At 62.1% G+C, this 24,785-nt stretch carries 21 protein-coding genes; 10 read left to right on the forward strand and 11 right to left on the reverse strand.

The window, feature by feature from the left end:
* Positions 1-16: 16 nt before the first annotated feature.
* The 6 genes from ACXR2W_RS13350 to ACXR2W_RS13375 form a co-directional block, all read right to left on the reverse strand.
* Positions 17-670, reverse strand: a complete 654-nt coding sequence (locus tag ACXR2W_RS13350; protein ID WP_458816766.1) for a peptidylprolyl isomerase — start codon at positions 668-670, stop codon at positions 17-19.
* 116 nt (positions 671-786) lie between these two features.
* Positions 787-4,605 carry a right-handed parallel beta-helix repeat-containing protein gene (locus ACXR2W_RS13355; protein WP_458816764.1) on the reverse strand — a complete coding sequence of 1,273 codons (3,819 nt, stop codon included), beginning with the start codon at positions 4,603-4,605 and terminating at the stop codon, positions 787-789.
* Between the two features lie 6 nt (positions 4,606-4,611).
* Entirely contained in the window at positions 4,612-5,838 is a 1,227-nt protein-coding gene (locus tag ACXR2W_RS13360; RefSeq protein ID WP_458816762.1) for a family 20 glycosylhydrolase, read from the reverse strand.
* Positions 5,835-6,740 (reverse strand): carbohydrate ABC transporter permease, encoded by a 906-nt coding sequence (locus ACXR2W_RS13365; protein WP_458816760.1) that lies wholly within the window; start codon positions 6,738-6,740, stop codon positions 5,835-5,837. The genes ACXR2W_RS13360 and ACXR2W_RS13365 overlap by 4 nt, the downstream gene beginning before the upstream one ends.
* On the reverse strand, positions 6,740-7,585 hold the full coding sequence (locus ACXR2W_RS13370) for a carbohydrate ABC transporter permease (RefSeq protein ID WP_458816758.1): 846 nt from the start codon (positions 7,583-7,585) through the stop codon (positions 6,740-6,742). The genes ACXR2W_RS13365 and ACXR2W_RS13370 overlap by 1 nt, the downstream gene beginning before the upstream one ends.
* A gap of 151 nt (positions 7,586-7,736) precedes the next feature.
* Positions 7,737-9,017, reverse strand: coding sequence for an extracellular solute-binding protein (locus tag ACXR2W_RS13375; protein WP_458816756.1), 1,281 nt, complete (start codon positions 9,015-9,017; stop codon positions 7,737-7,739).
* A gap of 208 nt (positions 9,018-9,225) precedes the next feature.
* Between ACXR2W_RS13375 and ACXR2W_RS13380 the strand changes: the two genes are divergently transcribed.
* On the forward strand, positions 9,226-10,380 hold the full coding sequence (locus ACXR2W_RS13380; RefSeq protein ID WP_458816754.1) for an ROK family transcriptional regulator: 1,155 nt from the start codon (positions 9,226-9,228) through the stop codon (positions 10,378-10,380).
* A gap of 633 nt (positions 10,381-11,013) precedes the next feature.
* Here ACXR2W_RS13380 and trxA read toward each other — a convergent pair.
* From trxA to ACXR2W_RS13395, 3 genes are all read right to left on the reverse strand, one after another.
* Positions 11,014-11,337 (reverse strand): thioredoxin, encoded by a 324-nt coding sequence (gene trxA / locus ACXR2W_RS13385; protein WP_458816752.1) that lies wholly within the window; start codon positions 11,335-11,337, stop codon positions 11,014-11,016.
* 205 nt (positions 11,338-11,542) lie between these two features.
* Positions 11,543-12,493 carry a thioredoxin-disulfide reductase gene (trxB, locus tag ACXR2W_RS13390; RefSeq protein WP_458816750.1) on the reverse strand — a complete coding sequence of 317 codons (951 nt, stop codon included), beginning with the start codon at positions 12,491-12,493 and terminating at the stop codon, positions 11,543-11,545.
* Between the two features lie 67 nt (positions 12,494-12,560).
* Positions 12,561-15,194, reverse strand: a complete 2,634-nt coding sequence (locus ACXR2W_RS13395; RefSeq protein ID WP_458816748.1) for a DUF6049 family protein — start codon at positions 15,192-15,194, stop codon at positions 12,561-12,563.
* Positions 15,195-15,246: 52 nt separating this feature from the next.
* Here ACXR2W_RS13395 and ACXR2W_RS13400 point away from each other — a divergent pair, with 52 nt between their 5' ends.
* The 9 genes from ACXR2W_RS13400 (at position 15,247) to ACXR2W_RS13440 (ending at position 22,785) form a co-directional block, all read left to right on the forward strand.
* Entirely contained in the window at positions 15,247-16,719 is a 1,473-nt protein-coding gene (locus tag ACXR2W_RS13400; protein WP_458816746.1) for a CCA tRNA nucleotidyltransferase, read from the forward strand.
* The gene (locus ACXR2W_RS13405) at positions 16,719-17,528 is read left to right on the forward strand and encodes a PIG-L deacetylase family protein (protein ID WP_458816744.1); all 810 of its coding nucleotides are present in this window, start codon (positions 16,719-16,721) and stop codon (positions 17,526-17,528) included. The genes ACXR2W_RS13400 and ACXR2W_RS13405 overlap by 1 nt, the downstream gene beginning before the upstream one ends.
* Before the next feature lie 660 nt (positions 17,529-18,188).
* On the forward strand, positions 18,189-18,551 hold the full coding sequence (gene rpsF / locus ACXR2W_RS13410) for a 30S ribosomal protein S6 (protein ID WP_458816742.1): 363 nt from the start codon (positions 18,189-18,191) through the stop codon (positions 18,549-18,551).
* A gap of 3 nt (positions 18,552-18,554) precedes the next feature.
* Entirely contained in the window at positions 18,555-19,121 is a 567-nt protein-coding gene (gene ssb / locus ACXR2W_RS13415; RefSeq protein ID WP_458816740.1) for a single-stranded DNA-binding protein, read from the forward strand.
* Between the two features lie 62 nt (positions 19,122-19,183).
* A complete protein-coding gene (gene rpsR / locus ACXR2W_RS13420) occupies positions 19,184-19,444 on the forward strand; it encodes a 30S ribosomal protein S18 (protein ID WP_017792729.1) in 261 nt (86 codons plus the stop codon).
* Positions 19,445-19,458: 14 nt separating this feature from the next.
* Entirely contained in the window at positions 19,459-19,908 is a 450-nt protein-coding gene (gene rplI / locus ACXR2W_RS13425; RefSeq protein WP_458816738.1) for a 50S ribosomal protein L9, read from the forward strand.
* 523 nt (positions 19,909-20,431) lie between these two features.
* Entirely contained in the window at positions 20,432-21,811 is a 1,380-nt protein-coding gene (dnaB, locus tag ACXR2W_RS13430) for a replicative DNA helicase (RefSeq protein WP_458816736.1), read from the forward strand.
* A gap of 69 nt (positions 21,812-21,880) precedes the next feature.
* Positions 21,881-22,483: a hypothetical protein gene (locus tag ACXR2W_RS13435; RefSeq protein ID WP_458816734.1), complete on the forward strand. Its 603-nt coding sequence runs from the start codon at positions 21,881-21,883 to the stop codon at positions 22,481-22,483.
* A 20-nt stretch (positions 22,484-22,503) separates the two neighbouring features.
* Entirely contained in the window at positions 22,504-22,785 is a 282-nt protein-coding gene (locus tag ACXR2W_RS13440) for an ABC transporter ATP-binding protein (RefSeq protein ID WP_458816732.1), read from the forward strand.
* A 138-nt stretch (positions 22,786-22,923) separates the two neighbouring features.
* Here ACXR2W_RS13440 and ACXR2W_RS13445 read toward each other — a convergent pair whose 3' ends face one another.
* Together ACXR2W_RS13445 and ACXR2W_RS13450 are read right to left on the reverse strand one after the other, a co-directional pair.
* The gene (locus tag ACXR2W_RS13445; protein WP_458816730.1) at positions 22,924-23,502 is read right to left on the reverse strand and encodes a RelB antitoxin-like protein; all 579 of its coding nucleotides are present in this window, start codon (positions 23,500-23,502) and stop codon (positions 22,924-22,926) included.
* Positions 23,503-23,647: 145 nt separating this feature from the next.
* Positions 23,648-24,508: a siderophore-interacting protein gene (locus ACXR2W_RS13450; protein ID WP_458816728.1), complete on the reverse strand. Its 861-nt coding sequence runs from the start codon at positions 24,506-24,508 to the stop codon at positions 23,648-23,650.
* Positions 24,509-24,785 lie beyond the last annotated feature (277 nt).

A 24,785-nucleotide genomic window follows, 5' to 3' on the forward strand; every position in this document is an offset into this window, starting at 1 on the left:
TGTTGGTCACTGTTGGTCACTGTTGCGTATCAAGTGCGGCCATTCGGCTGCTGAGCTGAGAACTGAAAAGTTCTGAGGCGTGCTGGGCCGCTGCGGCCTGCACAACCTCGCTGAACGGTGTGATCCCTGCGTCTGTGCGGGTCACGCAACGAACCTGAGCGAACCGTCCGCCACCCCGCTCGATGGTCGACTGCTCGTCTTGATCGAGTGACAGAGCAGCCGACAATAGCGAGTCGTCCTGTTCTTGAAGCTCGCGCACGTTTGCTGCGCTGATCTCCACGGTGTACGGATCTGCCGCCCGCTCGCTCTCCCACTCAGTGACCTCGAGAGTCATGTCGTCCTGGCGTTCAAAACGCTCAGGATGAGCCTCGTAATAGGCTCGAACTTCTTCGATGGTCAAGTCGTCACGAATCTCATCTCTCAGGGCCTGGGCTTGCTTGTCTATAAAGGCCTGGTACTTGGCCCAGGGGCCAGCCTCACGAGGACCGGATCCGGTTCCCTGTCGGCTGGGGCCGGTATCTGTGGCGTCTGCAAGCGAGAATGGCGTCTCGATCGCTCCGTTTTCAATGGCCCAGTCAATGACCGCGATGTCGTGGATGCGTCGTTCCTCGGAGATCTTGGTTCCTGTCGCAGGGGAACGTGCGTAAGCCTCGTTGATCTGATCGGACACAGGGAGCGTGTTCGGGGTACAAGCCGAGACAGTAGCTCCGACGCCGAGCACGAGAGCTACACCTATCCCGAGCAGCAATAATGGTCGATGAGCACGCCTTGGTGGTCGTCGGGTGGTCACTTGTGTGCCCGCCGACGCAGTAACAGAAGCCCTGTCACGAGCAGCGCTCCGGCTCCGGCAATAAGCCCGCTGCGCCAGCCAACGCCCGTTGCCGCCAGGTTGCCGTTCTCGTACGTGCCTGCTTCAACATCCTCATTGGTCTGTCCAGAATCAGGGCCGTGAGTGCCAGACTGACCAGAGTTGGTACCCGAGCTGGTGCCTGCACCCGGTTGACCAGGGTTGAACTCTTCGTCATCCTCGTCGGTTCCCCCACCAGATTCACCGGGACCTTCAGACATAGGGTCCACGTACTGGATCGCACCAATTGAGAGTTCCGGTGCGGTGTCCCACGACCTGACCGAGGGGACATCTTTGGGAGCCGCCGCGAGCGGCTGCCCTAGGAAATCGAGATCGTAACGCACCTCCTCGATCGCAGGCAGAAACGCTCCCGCTACGAAATCGATACTGTTCCCGTCGAGGGCGAGCGCGTGAATCTCAGTTGGTGAGAGGTTGCGTCGGTCAACGACCGTGCCGTCGTAGAGGTCAACGATGTCTTGCACGGAGACGCCCGCAGTACGCAGTGGCGAGTCCGCGTCGGGCATGTATCCCGAGAAGTGGTCATCGACATATTTGCCAGCGCGCGGTTGGGTGGCCCCTGCGTCATCGGGAACCGACCCGAGGTCAGGGAGTCCAAGGGCGCCCGTGAGGGCCTGCGTTTCCTCAGCGGGAGGCTGAATTCCACCCGTGTAGGCATTATTGAACAGCATGGCTCTAGTCTTCATCGTCTCGGCTTCGCCGACGTAAAACGGCTGTCCAGCGGGGTAGTCGAAGACGTTATTAAAAATGAACACCTCACGGTTTCCGGTGCCCGCCGCCGAATTGGCCAGATCTAGCACGCCGCCGCGCGGACCCTGCAGTTTCGTGCTCGACGAAATAGTGTTGTTGTAGATCATCGTGCCAGCTGCCGTGCCTCGGGCGAACTCGAACGTCTTATCAGCGTCATTCTGGCTGATGTTGTAGCGCACGGTGGGGGCCGTGTGTGGAAACCCGTTCATAAGCAGCATGAAGCCGCCCTCATTATTGTGCGAGTAGTTGTACTGCATGACGGTGTACGAGGACACGTGATCGGTGTCGAGCCCCTGACCATCTTGCACGCCGTGGGTGTGTGACACCTCGTTGTACTGGATGACAGTGTTCGTCGCCTGGAACGGCCAGATTCCCGCATTGTAGCCCGTGTTCTGGTACCGCGAATGGCGCGCGAGGTTGTACTCGATTAGGGCGCCGTCGGTGTCGCGCACAGTGATTGCATCACCGCCCATGTACCGCAACTGGTTGTCACGCACAATCACGTCGGTGGATGGAAACCAATGAAGCGGAGTCCCCGGATTGTTAGCGGTCGACTGGTTGGCCCAGGCCGAACTGACCAGCTTGATCCCCGAACGGTCAACCCGCTCGAGCACGTTGCTCTCAATGCGCACGCCGTCATATTTAGTTGGGACTCCGTGTAGTTCGCCGCCAGCGACCTCGCCCGCCACATCGAAGAAGATGCCGCCATTCCACTTCGCCGCCAGGTTGCCGTTGATATCATGAATATAAAGATTTGTTATCTGGATCCCGTGAACGATGCCAAAGTCTCGAGCCGACACGTTTACGGCTCGCAAATTCTTAGCGCGGTTTGTATTCGAATTGAGTGCGAAGGTTGCACCAAACTCAGGGGCGGTGTTGGTGATCTCGAGATCCGAGATTGTGATGTGCTCCTGATTATTGACACTGACAACGTTTTCAACCTGTCCCGCTCCATTGAGCTGGGGTTGCCTGCCCTCACCATATGCGCCCACGACAATCGGTTTCTCAGCGCTACCCGAACCGCGAAAAGCGAGGGCAGACGCAGATCCCGAGAAGCTACTTCCACGCTTCAGTAGAATCTTGTCACCAGGGTTGAATGTTCGGTCGAGCTTTGCGAGGCTCGCCCAAGGGCGCGAAACCGAGGTGCCAGTGTTGGAATCATCGCCGACCGAAGGATCGATGTAGTAGGTCGTCGGTGTGGTCGAGGACCGAGTGAAGTTTGCGACGAGAATAACCGGTTCTGACTGTTCCTCTGAGATCACGAGCCCAGCCGCAGGGACTTCGATCCCATCTTGGGTCAGTCGGTCAAAGGTGTATCCGCCCTTGGCGACCGCCTCCCATGTGATCCGCTCTCCGGCTCCGACAAGGTATGACGACAACACGACCGCTCCAGATACCTGGCTTGGATCAGGTATGTCATCAAGCGTGACATCAACTGATGCTCTGACCGGCACCGGAACTCGCGCAACCTGAACATTATCGAAAGCAACGGACGAAGTCGGTGTCATGTTAATCAGGCTCAGTCCGGGGCTGAGCCCCGACCAGTTGTCGGCGTCGCGGTCCGGATCGTCCGTGTTGACATACGAGAGGAGTGGCGTGCCATTGGCGCTCACTGACACCGTATCGTCAGTAACATCAATGATGATGCGACGGGAGTTTTGGTCGAACGTAAAATTGGTGCTCGCGAGCTCGATATTGGCACCCTGTGAGTCGAGTCGACGTAGGAGGGCCTTTGAGCCGTTGAGTGCAAGCACGTAACGATCTGAAAACGCTTCGCCTCGAAAGGCGATCTGAGCGGTGCCGGCGGTGCCTGAAGCCTTGCGTGCGTCGAGCTGGATCCGATAATTGGATGGGTTGCGCCAGCTTGACGCGTCGACAATTGCATAGGCGGGGCCTGTTTCGGGGCGGATGTGCAAAGCGCCGTCAATAATACTCATTGCTGAGGGGGCATTAAACGTGTATTTACCGTGCTTGTTGAGGGGATCGTTGAAGTGGTCCGTGAAGACAACATTTGGATCTTCAGGTTCAGTGACGAACTTTGCGATGATGATGACACTGCCGGTCTTGTCATCAAGCGTGAAGCGATTGTTGGTAATCGTGAGTAGGCCATCAGTGCTGGTACCTGTGTCGAGTCGGAGTGATTCGTACCCCTGAAACACAAATCCGGGCTTTGCGGTGGGAGTGAGCGTCACGACGTCACCTGAATCACCCGACGAGCGGTTTGCTGAAAGCGAGCCACCAGCTGTCGCGGCATCGGTGTCCATGGTGCCGTTAGTTTTGGTTTGCACCTCGACGGCGTACTGCCCCGAGCGCTCTGACTCGGTGGTCGTGACGCGTACGTGGCCGATGCTGAAGTCTTGGTTTGGGAACTGGCCTGCGAAAAGCACGTGACCTTCGTGCGCTTGAGCGACGCTTGTGTCACTCACCTCCAAGAGAGACGTGCCGTTGACCGATGCCTGTAGCCGGTCGCCGGTCGAGGTAATGGTGACCTGGTGAGGCGAACCGCCAGAGTTCACGGGAAGTGCGAGATTGGCTGGCACACCAAGCACAGTCGCGACGCCATTGACGACCCGCTCGAACCGTAGAGTCTCATGGGGGCCATCCCAGGTGAGCTGGTGCCGGTTCGCGCCAGACGAGTCTGAGAAGAATCCGATCTTGATGGCCGAGTTTGTGTTGCCCTCATTGATGAACAGATCGAGTCCGAGGGTGAGGTCTGAGGCCAGAATGTCAGCCTCAGACATTACACGGTTCTCGGGACCACCGCCCTTGATGCGCGCAACACCGCCGGTGAAGGTGATCTCGGTCGCGGAGTTGGCCTTCGTAGCCACCCACCCAGCCCCATCACCGGACGAAAAGTTTTCCTCCAAGAGCACCCGTACAGGCGCGCCCTGATCCGGCTCAGCTGCCAGAGCCGAGTTAATTGGGGAGAGCGCGACACCAGTCGCCGCGAGACACCATGCCGCGAACACGGCGAGTACTCTCTTTGTCATGCACCTTCACCACCGTTGCTGAAGTGCAGGGGCGCCAAACGCCCCCGCAGATTGGAGCGCAGCATATTCCTGCGCGATTTGATCGCGAGCCTGTGCCGGATCGAGGTCTGGGTTCCACATACGCTCGGCGACCGCGAGCAGCCGCGGAAAGAGCATTGAGAACAGGTCTTCGCCATCGAGCACAAATTCAGACCACACCCCGGCCTGCACGCCTATGCATCGTTCGTCGAGAGTCTCGTTCCAGGGCGCCGTGAGAATATCGTGCATGGAAATGGCGGGCAGCATGCCTTTTTGCGGGAACTGGGCGTCTGGATCAACACGATTTAGATAGAGGTTGCGTGCGTCTGCGAAAACGTACTGCTGGTTGGTGCCAGCGATCCGGTCCATGCTGCGGCCCTCGTCCCAGGCGATCACCAGCGCGTCATGATCGTCCCATATCTCGCACGCCTCGTCCCAGACAGCAACCTGCTTGCCTGCCGTTCTCAGCGTGCGTGCTGCAATGTCCATGAACCATGTCTGCAGATGTTCGACTCGGCCGACGCCTCTTCGCGCCATCCAGTCGGTGATTTCGGGGTCAGAGGACCACTGCCGGTACGCGCACTCGTCACCACCGATGTGAACATAGGGCCCGGGGAACAGCTCGGCTACGCGACGAACAATCGCGACGACGAAGTCGCGTGCCGCGTCGGTGGGCCACAGTAGATCGTTGCGTGCGGGCCACCACATGTGGTCTCGCATCGATTCAGTCGGCAACGGGAGCTCAACCGGACGGCCGAGCTCGGGGTATGACAGAATCGCGGCCATCATGTGACCGGGTAGGTCAACCTCGGGCACGATCAAGATACCGTGCTGATGAGCGTGTGCGACAACCTCAGCGATCTCATCATCACAGTAAAACCCGTTGCTCCATTTGTCCTCCTGCTCAGCAACCGCACGCTCACGGGTATCCGTGAGGAGTGAGTCGTAGTCATCGAATCGGGTACGCGGCAGAAACGCGGCTTCGGCAGCGAGCTTAGGGTACTCGGGTACGTCGAAGCGCCACCCCTGATCATCGGTAAGGTGCCAATGAAGCCTATTGAAGCCGTAGCGAGCGGCAAGCTCGATGACACGCAGCAGCACCGAAACCGGATACTTGGTGCGTGCAGAGTCGATTAGGAGCCCCCTCCACGCGTACTGGGGCGAGCGTCCGGATACAGGGCCAACTCTTGGCGCAGGTAGAACTGAGAGAGTCATCCCTTCACCGCCCCAGCCACCATGCCTGAGGAAATCTTGTTCTGCACGAGCACGAAGATGATGATCACCGGAATAGCGATCAAAGTTGCACCCGCCATGACAGCTCCCCAGTCAGTGGCCTTGAGGCCTTGCTGGAAGGACTGCAGCCAGATCGGCAGAGTCACCGCAGAATCCTTTGACAGAACGATGAGTGCCAGTGTGTATTCGTTCCAAGCAAACAGGAAACCAAACACCGAGGTAGAAATGATGCCGGGCAGAAGTAGCGGCAGGGTGACGCGGCGAAACGCACCAAAGCGTGAGCAGCCGTCCACCATTGCGGCCTCCTCAAGCTCGATGGGAATACCGTCAACAAAGCCGCGCATCATCCACGCGATAAATGGCACGATTGTGCCGATGTAGAGGATCGAAAGGCCACTGATCGAGTTCAACAGGCCCCAGCCGTCGAGCATGCGGTACTGGGAGATGAACAGCGCTTCTGCCGGGATCATTTGCACGATGAGGATCGCGATGATCATGATTGTGCGGCCGCGAAAACGGAACCGAGAAAGCGCGAAGGCTGCGAGCAGGGCGCCGCCCGACGCGAATACGACAGTCAGTGCGCCCGCCGTTAGCGAGGCGCCGAGAGCCGGCCAGAAATTTGGGTTGGCCAGTGCTGTGCCGAAGTTGCCCCAGGTAAACTGCTGAGGCAAGAGATGGGGTGGCCAGGCCATGAGCTCGGACTCAGATTGAAACGCCGAGTTGACCATCCAGTAGACGGGAATCAACCACAGGAGCGCGAGCAGGATCCCGAAGGTGTTGGCGAGAGGCCGCGCGAAGAATTCTTTGCGCTTGGCCTTGCGAAGCGCGGTGCGCGAACCAGCGTTCTCAGATTCACTGATGACAATAAGTTGGGTGGTGGACACTACTTCATCCCTCCCTGGCGGTAGAGCATCGTGAGATAGCGGGCGGTGAGAATCAGTGTGAGGATCAGAATGATCATGGCGAGGGCTGAGGCCATGCCGTAGTTGCCCTTGGCGATACCCATCTCGTACACGTAGGTGCCGAGAAGGTTGGTTTCGCTCGCAATTCCGCCTGCCTGCTGTAGTACGTAAATTTGTGTGAATACGCGTAGATCCCAGATGACCTGTAGTACCCCGATCAGGCCGATCACGGGCGCGATCATCGGCACCATAATGTGCCGGATCAGCTGAAAACTTGAGGCTCCGTCGAGCTCAGCCGCCTCGAGTACTTCGCCAGAGACCTGCGAGAGCGCGGAGTAGATGGTGATCGCGACCAGGGGCAGTGAAGCCCAAATGATGACGGCAGATGCGATGAGGTAAAACGTCCAGAAGTTCTCCCCCAGCCAGTTGAAGTTCTTGAAGCTCTCGAACCCAACGGAAGTGAGAAAGTAGTTCAGCAGACCCGAGCGCGGGTCGACGAGCCACTGCCACACTGTCAGTGAGGCAAGAGCTGGCATCGCCCAGACGACAATGAGCGTGGTGTTGAGGATCGATCGCACGAGGGTATTGAGACGGAGCATAAGTACCGCAAACCCGATACCGAAGAGCATGGTGAGCCCTGCCGTCCAGGCGCAGAACAGGAGCGACTTGAGAAAGACGCTCCAGAAATACGGGTCTGTGACGATCTCGGCATAGTTTGACAGTCCGGCCCATTCAGCGGGCTGCCCAAATTGTTGTGCGAGCCCAAAGTGCTGAAATGACATGATGAGCTGGCGCACAAGGGGATATCCGAGGGCGACAAGCACCATGATGCTAGCAGGGGCAAGTAGCATCCATGGGGCTAGGCGGCGGCGGCCACCGCGCACCGATTTACTCATAGGCTGGGTCAACGCGGGGCGAGGTTTCTTCGCTTGCGTGGGACGGACTGTCAACTGTGTCATGTTCTTACAGGTGCCTTAATTACTTGTTGAGAGCAGTTTCGAGCTGCTCACCAAAGGTTTCGGCGGCGGCCTGTACGTCTTCACCCTTGGCGATACGGGTGAAGAATTCGGTGAGCTGCGCACCACCGAACGTGACGCCCCACTCGGGGCTGTTAGGGGTTAGCTTCGAGTGGGCGATGATGTCGCCTGCGATCTCCCCAAACGGGCCCGAGACGGCAGCTGAGTAGCTCGTGTTGCCGGGGACCCAGCCCTCTTCAGCCAACTTCGTCTGGAACCCCTCCGCAAAGATGGTCTCCAGTGCTTTCTTTGCCAGTTCTGGGTTCGGTGAGTTGGCTGCGAGGCCGATGTTGGAGCCGCCAGCAAAAGTTTCTCCGGCGACACCAGCCTCGTGTGACGGTAGTGCCATGACGCCGACTTTGTCGGCGTCCCATAGGGCCTCATCGATTTTGGTGCCAATGTTGCCGGTGCCGATGAGCAGGCCGGTGCTGTTTTCGTTGAAGTAGCGCTCAAACGACTTCTGGCCTGCCTGGGAGTCTTCGGCAAACGTAGTGCCGTTCTTGAACACGTTCTGGAGGGCTTCGAGTGCAGCGATGGAGTCGGGGGTTGAAACCTTACTCACCCACTTCTCGCCCTCCTGCGTGGCAAAGTCGAAGCCGTGTGCAAACAGGAAAGAGTTGACGCCGTGAACGTCGACTGCGGCAAGATACATGCCCGAGAAGTCATCGATGCTCTCGGGGTTTGCGGTCTGTAGATCGATGACAGCCTGATCGAACTCGTCGATGGTGGTTGGCACCTCGATTTCTGCCTGCTCCAGGAGGTCGGTGCGGTAGAAGACGCCGCGCGCGCCAGCGTAGAACGGGTAAGCGTAGACCTTACCGTCGACCGTGGAGGCATCGACGAATGACGGGATGAGATCGCTGCCACCCAGCGATTCCTGCATGTCAGTGACGTCGGCAAATGCTCCGACCGAGGTGAACGTGGTGGTTTGGGTATTGCCGATCTCAACGAGATCGGGGCTTTCGTTCTTTGAAGCCAGTGACGTCTGCAGTTTCGAGACGATGCCGTCCCACTGCTGCACCTCGATCTTCAGTTCGCTGCCGGGGTTTTCTTCGGCGAACTGCTCCGTCAGGTATTCCTGCGAAGCATCAGTGAGCGAGCCCTCCATGACCCACATGCGCACGGTGCCAGCTTCTGCTTTGCCGCCCGTGCCAGACGTGGCATCGGAGGAGGAGCTGCAGGCGGTGAGTGCTACGAGCGTTGACGCCGCAGCGACACCCGCCAGGATTTTACGAAACTTCATGATCCCTCCGATGGAATCGTGCTCCGACAAGCTCACTGCCATGTGGAGCATTGACTAGGTCTCGGCGTTGAGGTGTGAGCTGTCCTAAATAATGCACGTATAAATCAAAAGTGTCAATATTCTAAACAGTATTAGACTTGAGGCTGTGCAGCGCTGCCGTGACCGAACGGGCCCTGTACACTCAGTCCAGGCCAAAGGAGTGACCCTCGTGACTACACTGACCCCCAATGCCCAGCGCCTGCTGCGTGCCCTTGTTGCAGAAGGGCCTGCGTATCGCGCTGACCTTGCCCGAACTTTGGGTGTCTCTCGCGCCACCGTTACGAACTTGACGAATCGTCTCAGTGAGGACGGACTGATCAAGGAAGTGTCACCCGAGCCAGGTTTGTTGAAGAATCACATCGGTACTACCACGGAGTTGGGCGTGCTAGTTTCAGTGCTCTACCTGGTGGACTCTTGCGCGGTTACCTTGGCGACGCTCGATGGAGTGGTGTTAAATGAATGCACACTCACCCAGCTGGCCGAGCTCTCGGCTACTGACCGGCTAGCCGCTGGTGCCGACCTGGTCGATCGTGCGTTGTTAGAGCTCGAAATTCCCAGGAATCAAGTGCGCGCCTTGCATCTCGCCGTTGATACGCAGATGGATGCTCGCACTGGTGAAGTCTATGCTCAGCGAGCTTCGAGCAGATGGTACGGGGTGAACCCGAAGCAGTTCTTCAGAGAGCGTTTCGCTGTTCCCGTCTACACGCAGAACACCGCTCGGTTGGAGGGTCTTGCTGAGCACTTGTGGGGAGCAGGACGCGGCCATAATGACGTGTTGTATGTAGACATTAGCTATGGGATCACGTCAGGACATATGATCAAGGGCCAAATTCAGACAGGTGCGCGGGGCGGCTCGGGTGAGCTCGGCCATACCGTCTATGACTGGAACGGGCCGCTGTGCACGTGCGGCAATGCAGGATGCGTGATGCAGTACGCCGCAATTCCAGCAGTGTTACGGGATGCCGCTACCCAGCTCGGTCGATCGGTCGGTTGGGCGGAGTTCATTACACTTGCAGCTGCAGGCGATCGTGCGGTCGCCGAGATCACTCACCGTGCTGCCAAAGTCTTGGGGCGGGTACTGGTGAACATCTGCCACATGATCGACCCTGAGGTGCTTGTGCTCAGCGGTGAGTTGCCGCGCGCTATCCCTGGGTTTGCCGACGAAGTGGCCAAACATTTGCTCAGCCGAGCGCTACCGCTGGTGTCACGCAATATTTCTGTGGTCGTCGCAGAACTGGGTTATGACCACACGGCCAGCGCGCGGGCCGGAATCGAATCATTGCGTGCGATCGAAGAAGTGGTTGCAGACGCTACGAGTATTTAGGCGACCGAACCTTTGCGGTCGGTCACGCTCGCTGGCACAGCATATGCTTTCGTGGCCGTGAGTCGCCACGATGACATACACCTCCCTCGACAGTCTTCACACGCCGCGACCATGTTCACCCATGCCTATGATTTTGACTTGCGCTTACGAGAATTGCGGTTGCGTGACGTCGAAATCATAGGGCAGGCCGAAATCATAGGGGCGAGTGGGCAGCGATGACTTGGCATATACCTATCACAGGCGCCGGGCTCAGTGGCTTCGGGTAACCGCGCGCGTAGTCAAACTGAGTGAGTTTCTGTCTGCGCGCCGATGACTGGTCGATGTTGGTTGGTCGATGTTGGTCGAGGTGACAATATTTAGGTGGTCACTAATTCGGTCAACTCAGGTGACCCGGTGCTACGCGGTGAGGCGCGAGGCAAAAGTGGAGCCCCGAGTCTCTCAGTTGGGAGGGGACGTGAAATGTGCGCGGGTTGTTCCGCTTAAGACCCGGGGTTAAACGGAACTACTCGCGCATATTTTCTGAACGTCGACATGCGAACCTCAACACGAGGCCGACCACGGTCGATTTAGTACAAAAATCCCCCTCGCGCAGCGACCAGCTGCGCGAGGGGGATCCGGAACAAAAAGCCGGGCTTAGATGATCCCGTTCAGGTGCTCCTCGATCATCTGCTTGGGCATTGCGCCGATGATCTCGCGCACCTCTTCGCCGTTCTTGAAGACCTTCATCGCCGGGATCGACGTGATGCGGTACTTCGCCGACAGGTTGGGGTTCTCGTCGACGTTGAGCTTCACGACGCGCAGCTTGCCGTCTTGCTCGGCCGCGATCTTGTCGAGCACGGGCGCGACCTGGCGGCAGGGGCCGCACCAAGCTGCCCAGAAGTCGACCAGCACGGGGATCTCGCTCTGCAGCACGACCTTGTCGAACGTGTTCTCGTCTACGTTGATTGCTTCACTCATGATGACCTCCTTGGTCGGTGGATCCTGCGACTCGCTGGCCCTGTAGGGCCACCGCGACCTGTGAGAAACGCTGGCGCGTTTCTCTCTGAACAGGTCGCGCGCGCAGGATGACGGGGAAAGATGCTCGCGCAGGATGACGGTGTGTGGTGGATCCTGCGACTCGCGAGTGTTGTGGGCGCGCCCGCAGGGTGACAAATTGTGGGTTCTACGCGGTCGCGAGCTCGGCGGCGGCCTGCTCGCGCGCGGCGAGGTAGTGCTCGGCGTCAAGTGCTGCGACGGTGCCCGAGCCGGCGGCCGTGATGGCCTGGCGGTAGGTGGGGTCGATCACGTCGCCCGCCGCGAACACGCCCGCGACCGAGGTGCGCGATGAACGGCCCTCGACCGCGATCGTGCCCTCGGCGGTGAGCTCGAGCTTGTCGTGCACGAGGTGCGTGCGCGGGTCGTTGCCGATCGCCACAAACACGCCCGTCACGTCGAGCTTGCTGAGCTCGCCGTCGACGGTGCTGCGCAGGGTCACGCCGGTCACGTCGCTCTCGCCGTGAATCTCGGCGACCGCAGAGTTCCACACGAACTCGATCTTCTCGTTGTCGAACGCGCGCTGCTGCATGATCTTCGACGCCTTGAGCTCGTCGCGGCGGTGAATCACGTACACCTTCGACGCGAAGCGGGTGAGAAAAGTCGCCTCTTCCATCGCCGAGTCGCCGCCGCCGACGACGGCGATTGTCTTGTCCCTGAAGAAGAAGCCGTCGCACGTCGCGCACGACGAGACGCCGTGGCCGGTGAGCCGCTCCTCGCCCTCCACGCCGATCTTGCGGTATGCAGACCCGGTCGCGTAGATCACCGCGGCGGCCTCGTGCACCACGCCGTCGGCCGAGGTGACGCGCTTCACGTCACCCGAGAAATCGACCTCGGTGATGTCGTCGTAGACGACCTCGGTGCCAAAGCGCTCGGCCTGCTCCTGCATCTTCTGCATCAGGTCGGGCCCCTGAATGCCCTCAGGGAACCCGGGAAAGTTCTCGACGTCGGTCGTGTTCATGAGCTCGCCACCGATGCCGATGGCGCTCGCGAACATCAACGGCTCAAGGCCCGCACGTGCCGCGTAAATCGCGGCGGTAAAACCGGCGGGGCCGGAACCGATGATGATGATCTGGCGCATGAGGCTCCTCGCTGCATTAACGTGTTCGGGCGCCGGGTTTGCCCCGACGCCTCAGGTACAACCCATCCTAGGCGTCGTCTATTCCATGCGGCTTCACGTCGCTCTCGCCCGCCGCCCGCGGCTTACGCTGCTTGCGCGCCGACCCGGTGCGGCGCTTACGCACGCTGCGAATCGCGCCCCCCACGAAGAGCCACGCCGCGGCGATGCCCAGCACCCACAGCATGATCGTCTCGACGATGCTGCTAATCGACAGCGGCAGCGTGCCCGTGAACACGGTCGGATCGCCGCCGCGAGCGGCGACGGTCACCACGAGCCCCGACTCCCCCGACGACACACGACTGCGCACCGGCACGAGCACGCGCTCGTTCGCCTCGGCCCCCACCGCGACATCCTTAAACACCCGCTGTTCAACCTCGAGCGCCGCCGACACCGGCTGCACGTTCACCTGCACGGTCGCGTTAAACGGCAGTGAATTGTGCAGCTGAATAGGCACGCTCGTCGACACGCCCACGAGCTGCGTGTGCTCGGCGCTAATCACCTGCACGCCCTCGAGCAGCTCGGCATCGCGCGTGCGAAACGCGGTCGCGGCCCGATCAAATCCGCCGTCTTGCGGCGCATACCGCGTCGCAAACAGCTGCAGCAGGCGCGTGCGCTGATACCCGCTCAGATACTGCGGGTCATCAAGCACCGCCCCCACCTCGTTCACGGCCGCCTCACGATCGGCCGCCGACCGCAAGAGCGCAAGCCTGGGCTCCAGCGGGCCCGCTGCCCGCAATTCCCCACTGCCCTCAGCCTGATCTTCGATCGGGGTCGCGCGCACGGCATCAAGCAGCGTGAGCGCCTCAACAAGCAGCTCCGGATCCTCGGCATCAGCCACCGCGGCCCGCCCGAGCCCGAGCACGACGCCGCCCTCCTCAGCCTGCGCGCGCACGGCCAGCATGGCGACAAGCTCGGCCCGGGCGGCGGCGCGGTCAATGTCGGTGTCGCCCGTGAGGGCGGCCGCGGCGACCGCGCCGAGGGCGTTGTCGGTGACGACAACCGATGCGTCACCCAGGGTGATGCGCGGGCCGCCCGTGTGTTTCACATTGCCCGAGTCGAGCACGAGCTGGTCGACGTTTGACGCTGCGAGCAGGTCGAGCGCGCCCTCGTCGACGTTGCCCTCGGCCGGCCACGCCGTCGCTTTCTCGGGCCACGCCGTCAGCTGCTCGACCGTGGGGGTACCGACGCTCTCGTCGCTGCCCGCGTCGTTGTTGCCTTCGTTGTCGTTGTCGTTGTCGTTGTCGTTGTCGTTGCTCTTGTCGCCGCCAGCTTCTTCACCGGCATCGGGCTGTGTGTCGGAGTTCTCGGCGGCGTTCTTGTCTGTGTTCTTGTCTGTGTTCTCGTCGGCGATTTTGCTCTTGGCCTCGCTGGCCGCGTCTGCCGCGTCTGTTGCATCCGGTTCTGGGTCGGCGGTGCCGTTTTTGGATTCGGGGGCCGCCTCGAACTCCCCAAAGCGCGTCACAAACTCGAGGTTCGTGGGGCTCAGTAGCGAGGTGAAGCCGAGCGCCGCCTGCGCGGCCGGGTCGGCGTCGGCGAACTGCAACAAGAAGCTCGGGCTCGCGCTGGATTCGATCCGGCTCAGAAACTCTCGTGCCTCAGCGGGGGCCTCGGTGCCGTAACTGCGAATGCCCGCGATGACGCGGGGGTCGATCGCGAGGGTCGCCCGAGCCGCCTCGGCCGCGGTGAGCAGCCGATCCCAACCGGGCGCCAGGTCAGACAGCTGCCCGCGCGTGGGCATCGTGTGAATACTCGAGGGCAAGACGAACGGCACGATGAAGCTGACGTCGAGCTTCGTGAGCGCCTCGGCCTTCTGTGCCGCATCGGGCTGTTTCTCGTCGGCCTGTTGTTCGTTGCCGGGTTGCTGTGTGCCGGGTTGCTGCGTACCGGGCTTAGGCTCAGCGGTGGGTTTTTGCGTGGCCGTGCTGCGCCACACGAGGGGGGTCGCGGTTGTCGCCAGCGGGGCGTTAGCGCCCTCGGGGGTGAACTGTGCGCGCAGCACATACGTGCCGGGCGGCGTGATGTCGGTGAACGGTAGATCGTCTGCGGCGATATCGGTGGTGACGCGCTGCTCACCCGGGGCGCCTAGGCCGTCTGCCTGGTTCTCGCCCTTCTTTTGCTCTGCCGCGTCGACCTCGCCCACTTCGGCGGAGGTGAGCTTGGCGAACGCGAGGCCCGCGTCGGCGGTGTGGTTCGCCTCACTCACGGGCGTCGAGTCGGCGGGATCTGCTGTGTCTGCTGTGTCTGCTGTGTCTGCCGACTCGGCAGTCTCGCCTTCCTTGCCGCTCTCGCTCGTCCCGCCGACCCCGACGCTCTCGCGATGCGTGGTGAGCGCGCTGTCGAGCTCTGCCGAGGTGCGCACGGGCGCGGTGCTCAGCTCGTACACGATCTCGCCGGCCGCAAGCGGTGCGTCGGTCGGGTTGCGTAGCAGCGCGCGCAATTCGAGCCCGTCTTTCACCTCGCGCAGTACAGCCTCGCCGGGCGCGACGACGAGCGAAGGCTCGGGGGCGCGGGTCTCGGGACTGCTGGCCTCAGGAGTCTCAGCGCTCGTGCCGGGCACCGTAGCAGGCGCCGCTTCGGGTACCATGATGGCCGACGCCGCGGGCGCACCGCCCCAAATGAGGGCAGCGGCGAGGGCGGCCGAGAAGACAGAGCGAAGGCGCATGGGTCAAGTTTAGAGAGCCCAGCCCGCGCTCACCCCCAGGTACGATATACGGATGCCCTCTGTTGCTGAATCTATGGTCGCGCTGCGCGAGATTGCTGCCGCAGCCCCCGTCGCCACTCTTGCTCAGGCCTTCGCCCAAAACGGACACGAGTTTGCGCTCGTGGGCGGCCCGGTGCGCGACGCGATGCTCGGGCGGCCCGTCACCGACCTCGACTTCACCACCTCGGCGAGGCCCGACGAGACCCGCGCCATACTCGACGCCCTCGGCGTAAAGATTTGGGACGTGGGCCGCGACTTCGGCACCATCGCCGCCCGCGTGCACGGCGAAACCGTTGAGATCACCACCTACCGCGCCGAAATCTACCGCGACGACTCGCGCAAGCCCGAGGTGACGTTTGGCGACACCATCGAGGGTGACCTGGTGCGCCGCGACTTCACCATCAACGCGCTCGCGCTCATGCTGCCCGAGCTGCGTCTCGTCGACGTGTCGGGCGGCGTCGAAGACTTGCTCGCCCGCAAGATTCGCACCCCCGGCGCCCCCGAGGCCTCGTTTACCGACGATCCGCTGCGCATGTTGCGCGCCGCCCGGTTCTCGGCGCAGCTCGGTTTCGAGGTGGTGCCCGAGACCCAAGAGGCGATGGTGCGGCTGGCAGATCGGCTCGACATCATCTCGGCCGAGCGCATTCGCGACGAACTCGTCAAGCTGCTCAGCGCAAACGATCCGGTGCCCGGTATACGGCTGCTCGTCGACACGATGCTCGCCGAACGGTTCTTGCCCGAGCTCACCGAGCTCGTCGAAACCCAAGACGATCACGGCCGCCATAAAGACGTGTACGAGCACAGTCTCACCGTGCTGCAGCAGGCAATCGACCTCGAGATCGCGCGCCGCGACGACCCGCAGGCCGCCCCCGACATGGTGCTGCGGCTCGCGTCGCTCTTGCACGACATCGGCAAGCCAGCGACCCGCCGTTTCGAAGCGGGCGGTGTCACCTTTCACCACCACGACGTGGTGGGCGCCAAACTCGCCAAGAAGCGACTGCGCGAGCTGCGCTTCGACAACGACACGATCAAACGGGTGTCACGGCTCGTTGAACTGCACCTGCGGTTCTTCGGGTACAGCGACCAGCAGTGGACCGACTCGGCGGTGCGCAGGTATGTGCGCGACGCGGGCGGTGAACTCGAGCAGCTGCACATTCTCACGCGCGCAGACGTGACTACCCGCAACCGCCGCAAGGCTGAGCGACTCGAGCACGCCTACGACGACATTGAGCGCCGCATTCAAGAGCTCGCCGAGGCCGAAGAGCTGGCGGCCGTGCGCCCCGAGCTCGACGGCGAGCAAATCATGGCGATCCTGGGCATCAAACCGGGCCCGCAGATCGGGCAGGCCTACAAGTTCCTGCTCGAGTTGCGCCTCGACGAAGGCCCCATCGGAGAAGCGGCTGCGACCGAGCGGCTGCAAGCCTGGTGGGCCGAGCAGCACACCGCGAGCACAGAGCATTCCGCGAGCACAGAGGAAGAGAAGTAATGACTGAACAGGCAAACCGCACCGCGGTAGCCGACTGGTTCGACGGCCGGGCGCGCGTGATGTTCGTGCACGCCCACCCCGACGACGAGACGATCACGACGGGCGGCACCCTCGCGGCGCTCTCCGAGGCCGGCCGCGAGCCGTTGCTTGTCACGATGACCCGCGGCGAACGCGGCGAGGTCATGGCGGGGCCGCTTCAGGCGCTCGCTGCCACGCACGGCCTCGCGGTCGCCCGCCAGAACGAGCTGCGCACGGCGCTCGGCATGCTCGGGCTCGAGCGGCACGTGTTTTTGGGGGTCGATCCTGCGCGCGCCGAGGGGCACCCGCCCGCTATCTACGAAGACTCGGGCATGGCCTGGGGGGCAGATGGCCGCGCGACTGCTGGCCCCGATGCCGGCATCGACGCCTTCACGAGCGTGCCCGTCGTTGAGCCCCTCACCGACCTACTCGCGGCCGCGCAGCAGTCGGGGGCGCAGGCGATCGTCAGCTACGACGACGGCGGCGGCTACGGCCACCCCGACCACGTACTCTCCCATCGCCTCGCCCGCGCTGTCGCGCAGGCGCTGCAGCTGCCGTTCTGGGAGATCACGACCGCAGAGGCACAGGCCGCCGCGGGCAATGATCCGGATCAAAAATATGAGGCACACGATGTCGCGCCGTGGCTTGATCGCAAGATCGCGGCCCTGCGCGCGCACGCGACCCAGGTATTTGTCGACGGTGACGAGCTTGAACACGTGGGTGGTCAGCGCGAGCCGATTGGCGCAGTTGAGGTGTTTCGTCGGGCCGTGGTCGTCGATACGCAGGACTAGACCGTGAGTTGGGCGTCGCGGGGTGCGTGGGTCCGCCGGGTGTGCGGTAACCCATGGTTTGCGGGTGCGTTCGTCTGGGGCGCGATCATGCTGGCGGTGGGTGTCGATGGTGTGTGGGCGTGGTCACACACCCAAGGGTTGCCGCACGAGCAGGTGCGGGCTGTCGCGCGCGTAGACACGGGAGACAAAAACCGATGCATGCTGATTGGCCGCCCAAAGCCGGTGTACGACGTGACGTACCTGTCAGCTGAGCCACCACCCGGGCTCAGTGAGGAGTTTCGAAACAGGGAGGGCTGCGGCGCTCGCACCCCGGGTGCGCGTGAAATCATTGTGCGCACCCCGACCGCCATGGGAGACGACAAGATTTGGTTCCATCCTCCCACCACGTTCGGAACCGCTCTCGATGATGCACTCCTCTGGGCGACGGGTGCCGGCCTTGTGTCCAGTGGGCTGGTCGCCGGGATGAGGGCGCTCGCGCGCCGGGCGCAAAAGCGAACGCAAGAAACCCCGCCGCAGGGGTAGGGCACAGCCCATATCAGTGGTAAGCTAGTCAAGTTGTCTGTGCGCGGCGAACCTTTGCCGTGCGTGGGCACGATGCACAAACACCCTCCTGTCACAGAAATCCTGTGGCCGTGAAGTCCGAAGGAGGTGGGTCAGTACATGCATCCGTACGAACTCATGGTGATCCTCGATCCGGGTATCGACGAGCGTACCGTGGCTCCCAGCATGGAGAAGTTCCTGAGCGTCATCAGCAAGGCTGAAGGCGTCATCGAGAACGTCGACATCTGGGGCAAGCGTCGCCTCGCATACGAGATCAAGAAGCAGACCGAGGGCATCTACGTCGTGGTGAACTTCACCGCTTCGCACGAAGCCACCGCAGAGCTCGATCGTCAGCTGGGCCTGTCTGAGGCCGTGCTGCGCACCAAGGTGCTGCGCACTGACGAGATCATCGCTCAGCGCGCTGCTCAGGCAAAGCGCGATCAGGCCAAGGCCGCACGCGCCGCTGCAAAGGCGGGCGCGTAGCTCATGGCCGGTGAGCCGCTGATCACAGTTGTCGGTAACCTCGTTGCCGACCCCGAGCCTCGCGTAAGCCAGGCCGGCAAGTCGTGGGTGACTTTTCGTATCGCCTCGACGCCGCGCGTGCGTGACCGCCAGTCGGGTGACTGGTCGGACGGCGAACCGCTGTGGCTCGGATGCCGCGCATTCGGCGAATACGCCGATAACATTGCGGCATCGCTCACGAAGGGTATGCGGGTAATTGTGCAGGGTCGTCTGACTCAGCGCAGCTACACCGATAACCAGGGGCAGCAGCGCACCTCACTCGACCTTGATGTCGAAGAGGTGGGCCCGTCGCTTCGCTTCGCTACTGCACAGATCTCGCGCGGTCAAGCGCGTGGTCAGGTGGGTGGCTTTGGCGGCGGCGCGCAGCAGCCCGCGGGTCAGCCGAGCTGGGGACAGCCGGCTGCCGCACCGCAGCAGCCTCACCAGGCTCAGCAGCCTCAGCAGCAGCAAGACAATCCCTGGACCAACTCTGGTCAGGGAGGGTCGGGCGGCGGCTTTGGTGGCGGCTTCGACGATGAGCAGCCCTTCTAGGGCGCGAGCTTCGATTTACTTCTTGTTCCGTTTCTCGGAACGCATCACGAAAAGAGACCACAATGGCAGGCAAGTCCAGCGGCGCAGGCCGCAAGCCGGGTCGCGGTAAGAACGCAAAGACCGTAGCACCCGCTAAGAAGCAGACCGTGGGCGTCATCGATTACAAGGATGTCGCGACACTGCGCAAGTTCATCTCTGAGCGCGGCAAGATCCGCGCCCGCCGTATCACCGGCGTGTCCGTTCAGGAGCAGCGACTGATCGCGAAGGCCGTGAAGAACGCCCGCGAGATGGCACTCCTCCCCTACGCCGGCTCTGGCCGCTAAAGGAGAAGCGCATCATGGCGAAGGTAATTCTCACCCACGAGGTATCAGGCCTCGGTTCAGCTGGCGACGTCGTTGACGTCAAGACCGGCTACGCTCGCAACTACCTCGTGCCCCAGGGCTTCGGTGTTCACTGGACCCGCGGTGGCGAGGCTCAGGTTGCATCGTTGCGCGCGGCACGCGACGCACGCGCACTCGCTTCGGTCGAGGACGCTCAGGCGCTCCGCGACAAGCTGCAGGCAGGCAAGATCCGCCTGTTCGCAAAGACCGGCACCGGTGGCCGTCTGTTCGGTTCGATCAAGGGTGCCGCAGTAGCAGCAGCCGTTGCTGAGGCTGGCCTCGGCGAGATCGACAAGCGCAAGGTCGTGCTTCCCGCGATCAAGACGACCGGCGAGTACAAGGCTGTCGTGCACCTGCACGAGGGCGTTGACGCACGCATCACGCTGCAGGTTATCGCTCAGCGGTAACTCTCGCTCGCGTTGACAGCGGGGCGGTGGTTCCTTACGGACCCATCGCCCCGCTTTCGCGTTCCCCCGGTCCTGCGCGACGGCTTCCCGCGTTGTCATCCTGCGCGACGGAGGAGTCGCAGGATCCACCCCACATGATCGGCGCACAAACCGCGCCTGTCTTCGTGCCGGATCACTCCGGCCGAAGCGCCCCGCTGTCAACCGAACATTCGTACGGTTCTCCACAGAGGGGCTGTTAACAACTGCGGTTCAACCAGCACTTGAGGGTTGAATAACTTTTACCCTGTGGAAACAGTAAACCCCAGGTCATGATCCGGTTTTTGTTAACATGCCAGATTTCATCCACAGGTTGTCCCCAAACCTGTGGATAGAATGTGGTGAATCGTGGCAAGTTTTCCCCATAGTTATCCACAGGTAGATTTGACGGGGCTGGCGAGGCCGCGGCGGAGCGCCTAACGTGAACGTTAGACGCTCCGCCGCGGCCTCGCTGGTCGTTTGATTTTGCATCGTAAGGAGTAGTTGCGTGTCGATCGCACACCTCGGTATCCCCGACGAGCCCCCGCACCAGGGTGAGGCGCGTAACTTTGAGCGCACCCCGCCCTACGACCTGCTCGCCGAGCAAAGCGCGCTTGGCGGCATGCTGCTGTCGAAGGACGCTGTCGCAGACGTCACGGGGCTGCTCACTGGGGGCGACTTCTACGTGCCCAAGCACGAGGTCATCTACGAAGCAGTCTTGTCGTTGTACTCACGCGGTGAGCCGACCGATGTCATCACGGTCACCGACGAGCTCACCAAACTAGGCGAGCTACAGCGGGCCGGCGGGGTGGACTATCTGCACACCGTCACGAGCATCGTGCCGACGGCAGCCAACGCGAGCTTCTATGCCGAGATTGTGGCCGAGAAGGCGTTGCTGCGCCGACTCGTCGAAGCTGGCACGCGCATCGTGCAGATGGGCTACGCGGGCGAGGGTGAGGCCATCGACCTCGTCAACGTTGCGCAGTCAGAGATCTACGGCGTGACAGGCGAGTCACAGGGTGAAGACTATGTGCAGCTGTCGCTCGCCGTCGACGCTGCTCTCGAAGAGATCAGCAAAGCGAGCAGCTCGACCGGCGGCATGATGGGCGTTCCCACGGGCTTTAGCGAGCTCGATGCAATGACGAATGGTTTTGCGGGTGGTCAGATGATCATCATCGCAGCCCGTCCCGCCATGGGTAAGTCGACGCTTGCGCTTGACGTGGCCCGTTACGCTTCGGTGCACGCCGACGCGCCCACCGTCTTCTTCTCGCTCGAGATGGGGCGCGCAGAGATCGCGATGCGTCTACTCGCCGCCGAGGCGACGATCCCCATGCAAACGCTGCGTAAGGGCGCCCTCGATAACCGGGATTTCCAGAAGCTGGCTGCGACTCAGGCCCGTATTGCCGAGAAGCCCCTGTTTATTGACGATAGCCCCAACCTGACCCTCGTTGAGATTCGAGCGAAGTGCCGCAGGCTTAAGCAACAGCACGGCCTCAAGATGGTGGTCATTGACTACCTGCAGCTGCTCTCGAGCGGTAAGAAAGTCGAGAGCCGTCAGCAAGAGGTGAGTGAGTTCTCGCGTGCGCTCAAGCTGCTGTCGAAAGAGCTCGACGTGCCCGTCATCGCACTGTCCCAGCTGAACCGTGCATCAGAGCAGCGCGCCGACAAGATGCCAGCTATCAGCGACCTGCGTGAGTCCGGCTCGCTTGAGCAGGACGCCGATATGGTGATCCTGCTGCACCGCGAGGCGGTCGGCGACCGCGACAGCCCGCGTGCGGGTGAGGCAGACTTCATTCTCGCGAAACAGCGTAACGGCCCCACCGGCACCGTCACCGTCGCGTTCCAGGGCCACTACTCGCGGTTCCAAGACATGCCGAGTGGGGTGTAGCCCGCTGCTCGTCGCGCACAGGCGAAGATGAGGCGTGCGCGGTAGACTTGATGCGGCGAAAGGGAAGTCATGACCGCGACTGCATCACCGAGTGTGCCTTCAGTGACCCCGCAGGGTACACAGAGCCGAAGCATCAAGCTGCTGCGTGTGGTGGTGTTGCTCGCAGCGGGCATGGTCATCACGTTCACGGCGCCGCAGCACGAGCAACTGGGCTTCGACGTGACGGTGACAGCGCTTGCGCTGGCGGCGATCGGTCTCGCTCACGCGGTGGCTTGGTTCGCGGCACGCAGTCGTGGCGGCTCTCCCGCGACCCTGCTGCGTACAATCGTCGCACTTGTGGCCGCTGCCGGTCTGATCTTTACCGAATCGACCACGGGCTACGCGCTCGTCGTGGCGGCGTGGGCGCTCGTGTCTGCCCTGCTCGAGTTCATCGGTGCGACGGTGCGGCAGGTGCCCCGTACCGACGCCTTCCTCACGGGAGCGGCGGGCGTTTTGCTCGCATTGTTCACTCTGCTCGCGCGCGAAGATGCGGTTGCAGTGCTCGGCTTCTTTGGTGCTTACGCGATCATCGTCGGCGTGTTTCTCGGCATTTCAGCTTTCGATAGTCGCGGCGCTGCGACTCACCCTACAGTTTCTGCTCCCACTGACTCCGCAGCTGACTCCCCCAGCTGATCGCCGACCGAAAGCACACGATGTCTAAGTCTGAACCAGCCCAGAACGATCCCATTAACCCGTCGCGTCGCGACCGCCTGAAGCCGCTCGAGCTCGTCGGCTTCTCGGGCGTGCTGGCGGTATTCGCCGGCCTCGTCGTGCTGCTCACGACCCGCGACATCGTGCTCGCGCTGATCTTCTTGGGCATCGCGTTTATCGTTGTGGTGATGGTCGTGGCGCTCGTGGGCCTCGGCGGTAAGCCGAGCGCAGAAGACGAAGAAGCACGCAAAGACCTGCAGAGCCCAGACGAGGTCTGGCACTAGCCGCTCACGCAACCTCTTCCATCCGCGACCCTGCAGGAGCGTTTCCCCCGCGTCATCCTGCGGGAGCGCTTCCCCCGCGTGATCCTGCGGGAGCTTGCGACTCGCAGGATCCAGAGCGTGTGCGATTCACCGGGTGGCTTATGCGCGTCGCGAGTATTCGCCCATCATGCAGGGTGAGTTCGTAGTTGTGGTGATGGGTGCCCCTACTGCTTGTTGCTCGTTCGCGAGGCGTCCATTTTTCTGTGAGACAAAAACGCTCATGGTCTTTTCTTGTCGCCGTCGGAAATCTCCTTGCGCAACTAGCCAAGCTTTGAGTCGATCATCTGAAGCCGCGTCGACAAGCTGCACCAAGCCCCAGTTCTCGGAGTGATTCGGTGCAAGACGCAGGCGGTCAACCCAAGCTCTAGAATATGAACGGAGTGCGTCAACCGCCTCATCAAGCACTTCATCGAGCGTTTCGCCGACGGCGGCAATAGGGAGCCCTGGAAGAAACAGGCTCCAGCCATCTGGCTCGCTAACCATCTGAGCGTTGGCATGGATAGTGACCGCGAGAAACTCGACTAATCTAGCGGAATCGACGGCGGCAATCTTTGTGTCGCGTCGAGCAATAGACGCGGGTTTACCAGCCGCAGCCGCGTCGACAAGCGCGGACAAGTGCTCTCGTCCGGCCCGTACTGTGGCGAAATGCGTTTCGTTGGCCGGGCTATTATCTGCCACGAGCGTGCCCACGGTAGTCCCCCACACATTCAACGCGAACGCCGGATGTCGCGTTCCGCGTGTGCACACAGTGTACACGTCACCATGTGTTCGATGCACGCTCGCTCCCGTGTGCAGAATGATGGGAGCGAGCTGGCGCACCACGTTAGTCGTCGAGGTCGGTGGGATCGATGGGCGCGTGGTGGTCGAATGCGGCGTCGCCGCTCTTCCAGTACCCGGTGATCGCATACTGCTCGCGCGGCAGCTTCAGCTCGTGACGCACGAAACGGCGCAGCGGCACAAGTGAGCCGGCCTCCCCCGCCGCAAACACGTACGTGTTCTCGTCGATCGACAGCTCGGCCGCAGCCTCGGCGAAGCCAGCGGCGGCGCCCACCACACTCACCTGGCGGCCGCACTGGGCCCGCAGGTACTCCTCGGCCTGTGACACTGCGTCTGAGCCTGCCTCGGGCGAGGCGTCAACGACAACCTGCACGCTGGCGTCTGCGGGCATCTCGCTGATCCAGCGTGCAGCAGCAGGCAACGCGGTCGCGTCGACAAAGCACAGCACGCGCGGCGCGGCGCTTGCGACGGCACGCGAGCCGCGGGGGCCCACCACGACGAGCTCGTCACCGACCTCAGCCTGCGCCGCCCAGCGCGCTGCGGGGCCCGCGTTGTCGTGGCGCAGAATGTCGATGTCGAACGAGCGCTGCCCGGTCTCGGGGTGCTCGTGAATGTTGATGGGCGTGAAGTCGCGCCCGTGCATGGGAGCGTCGGGGCGCACAATGCCGTCGATGTCGGGCCCGGCGGGCGCCGGGGCGACCAGGGCGCCCGTGGCCGGATCCGGAAAAAACGTGCGCGCGTGGTCAGACGGCCCGAAGCTTGCCCAGTCATGCAGCTCGGGGCTCGTGAGGGTGACGCGAATGAAGCCGGCGACCTCGGTGACGTGGGTCACAGACACGGTGCGGGCGGTGAAGCGGTGGCGCGAGCCCTCGCGGGCAAAGCGGGTTGCAAGATCTACGTTGGTCACTACAATCCTTTCGTGGATTCCCCCACTCTGCCCTATCCGCCTGTATAGCGCTACCATTGTCGCCGTCGCGGCCCACGCGTAAACGCCAGATGCGCCAGTCCGTTCGGTATAGAGGGCTCTATACCGAACAAACTGGCGCATCTGTATCTCGGTGATGGGCCCTTGTCATTCGCGATAGCGCCCCTTGTCATTCTGCGCGCAGTCGCTGTGAGTATTAAGTTGGCTGGTCTGGGACTGGCTGGCAGGCTAGGCACTGGCCGTTGATTCTCACTCCCGA

The organism is Leucobacter faecis (assembly GCF_054456695.2).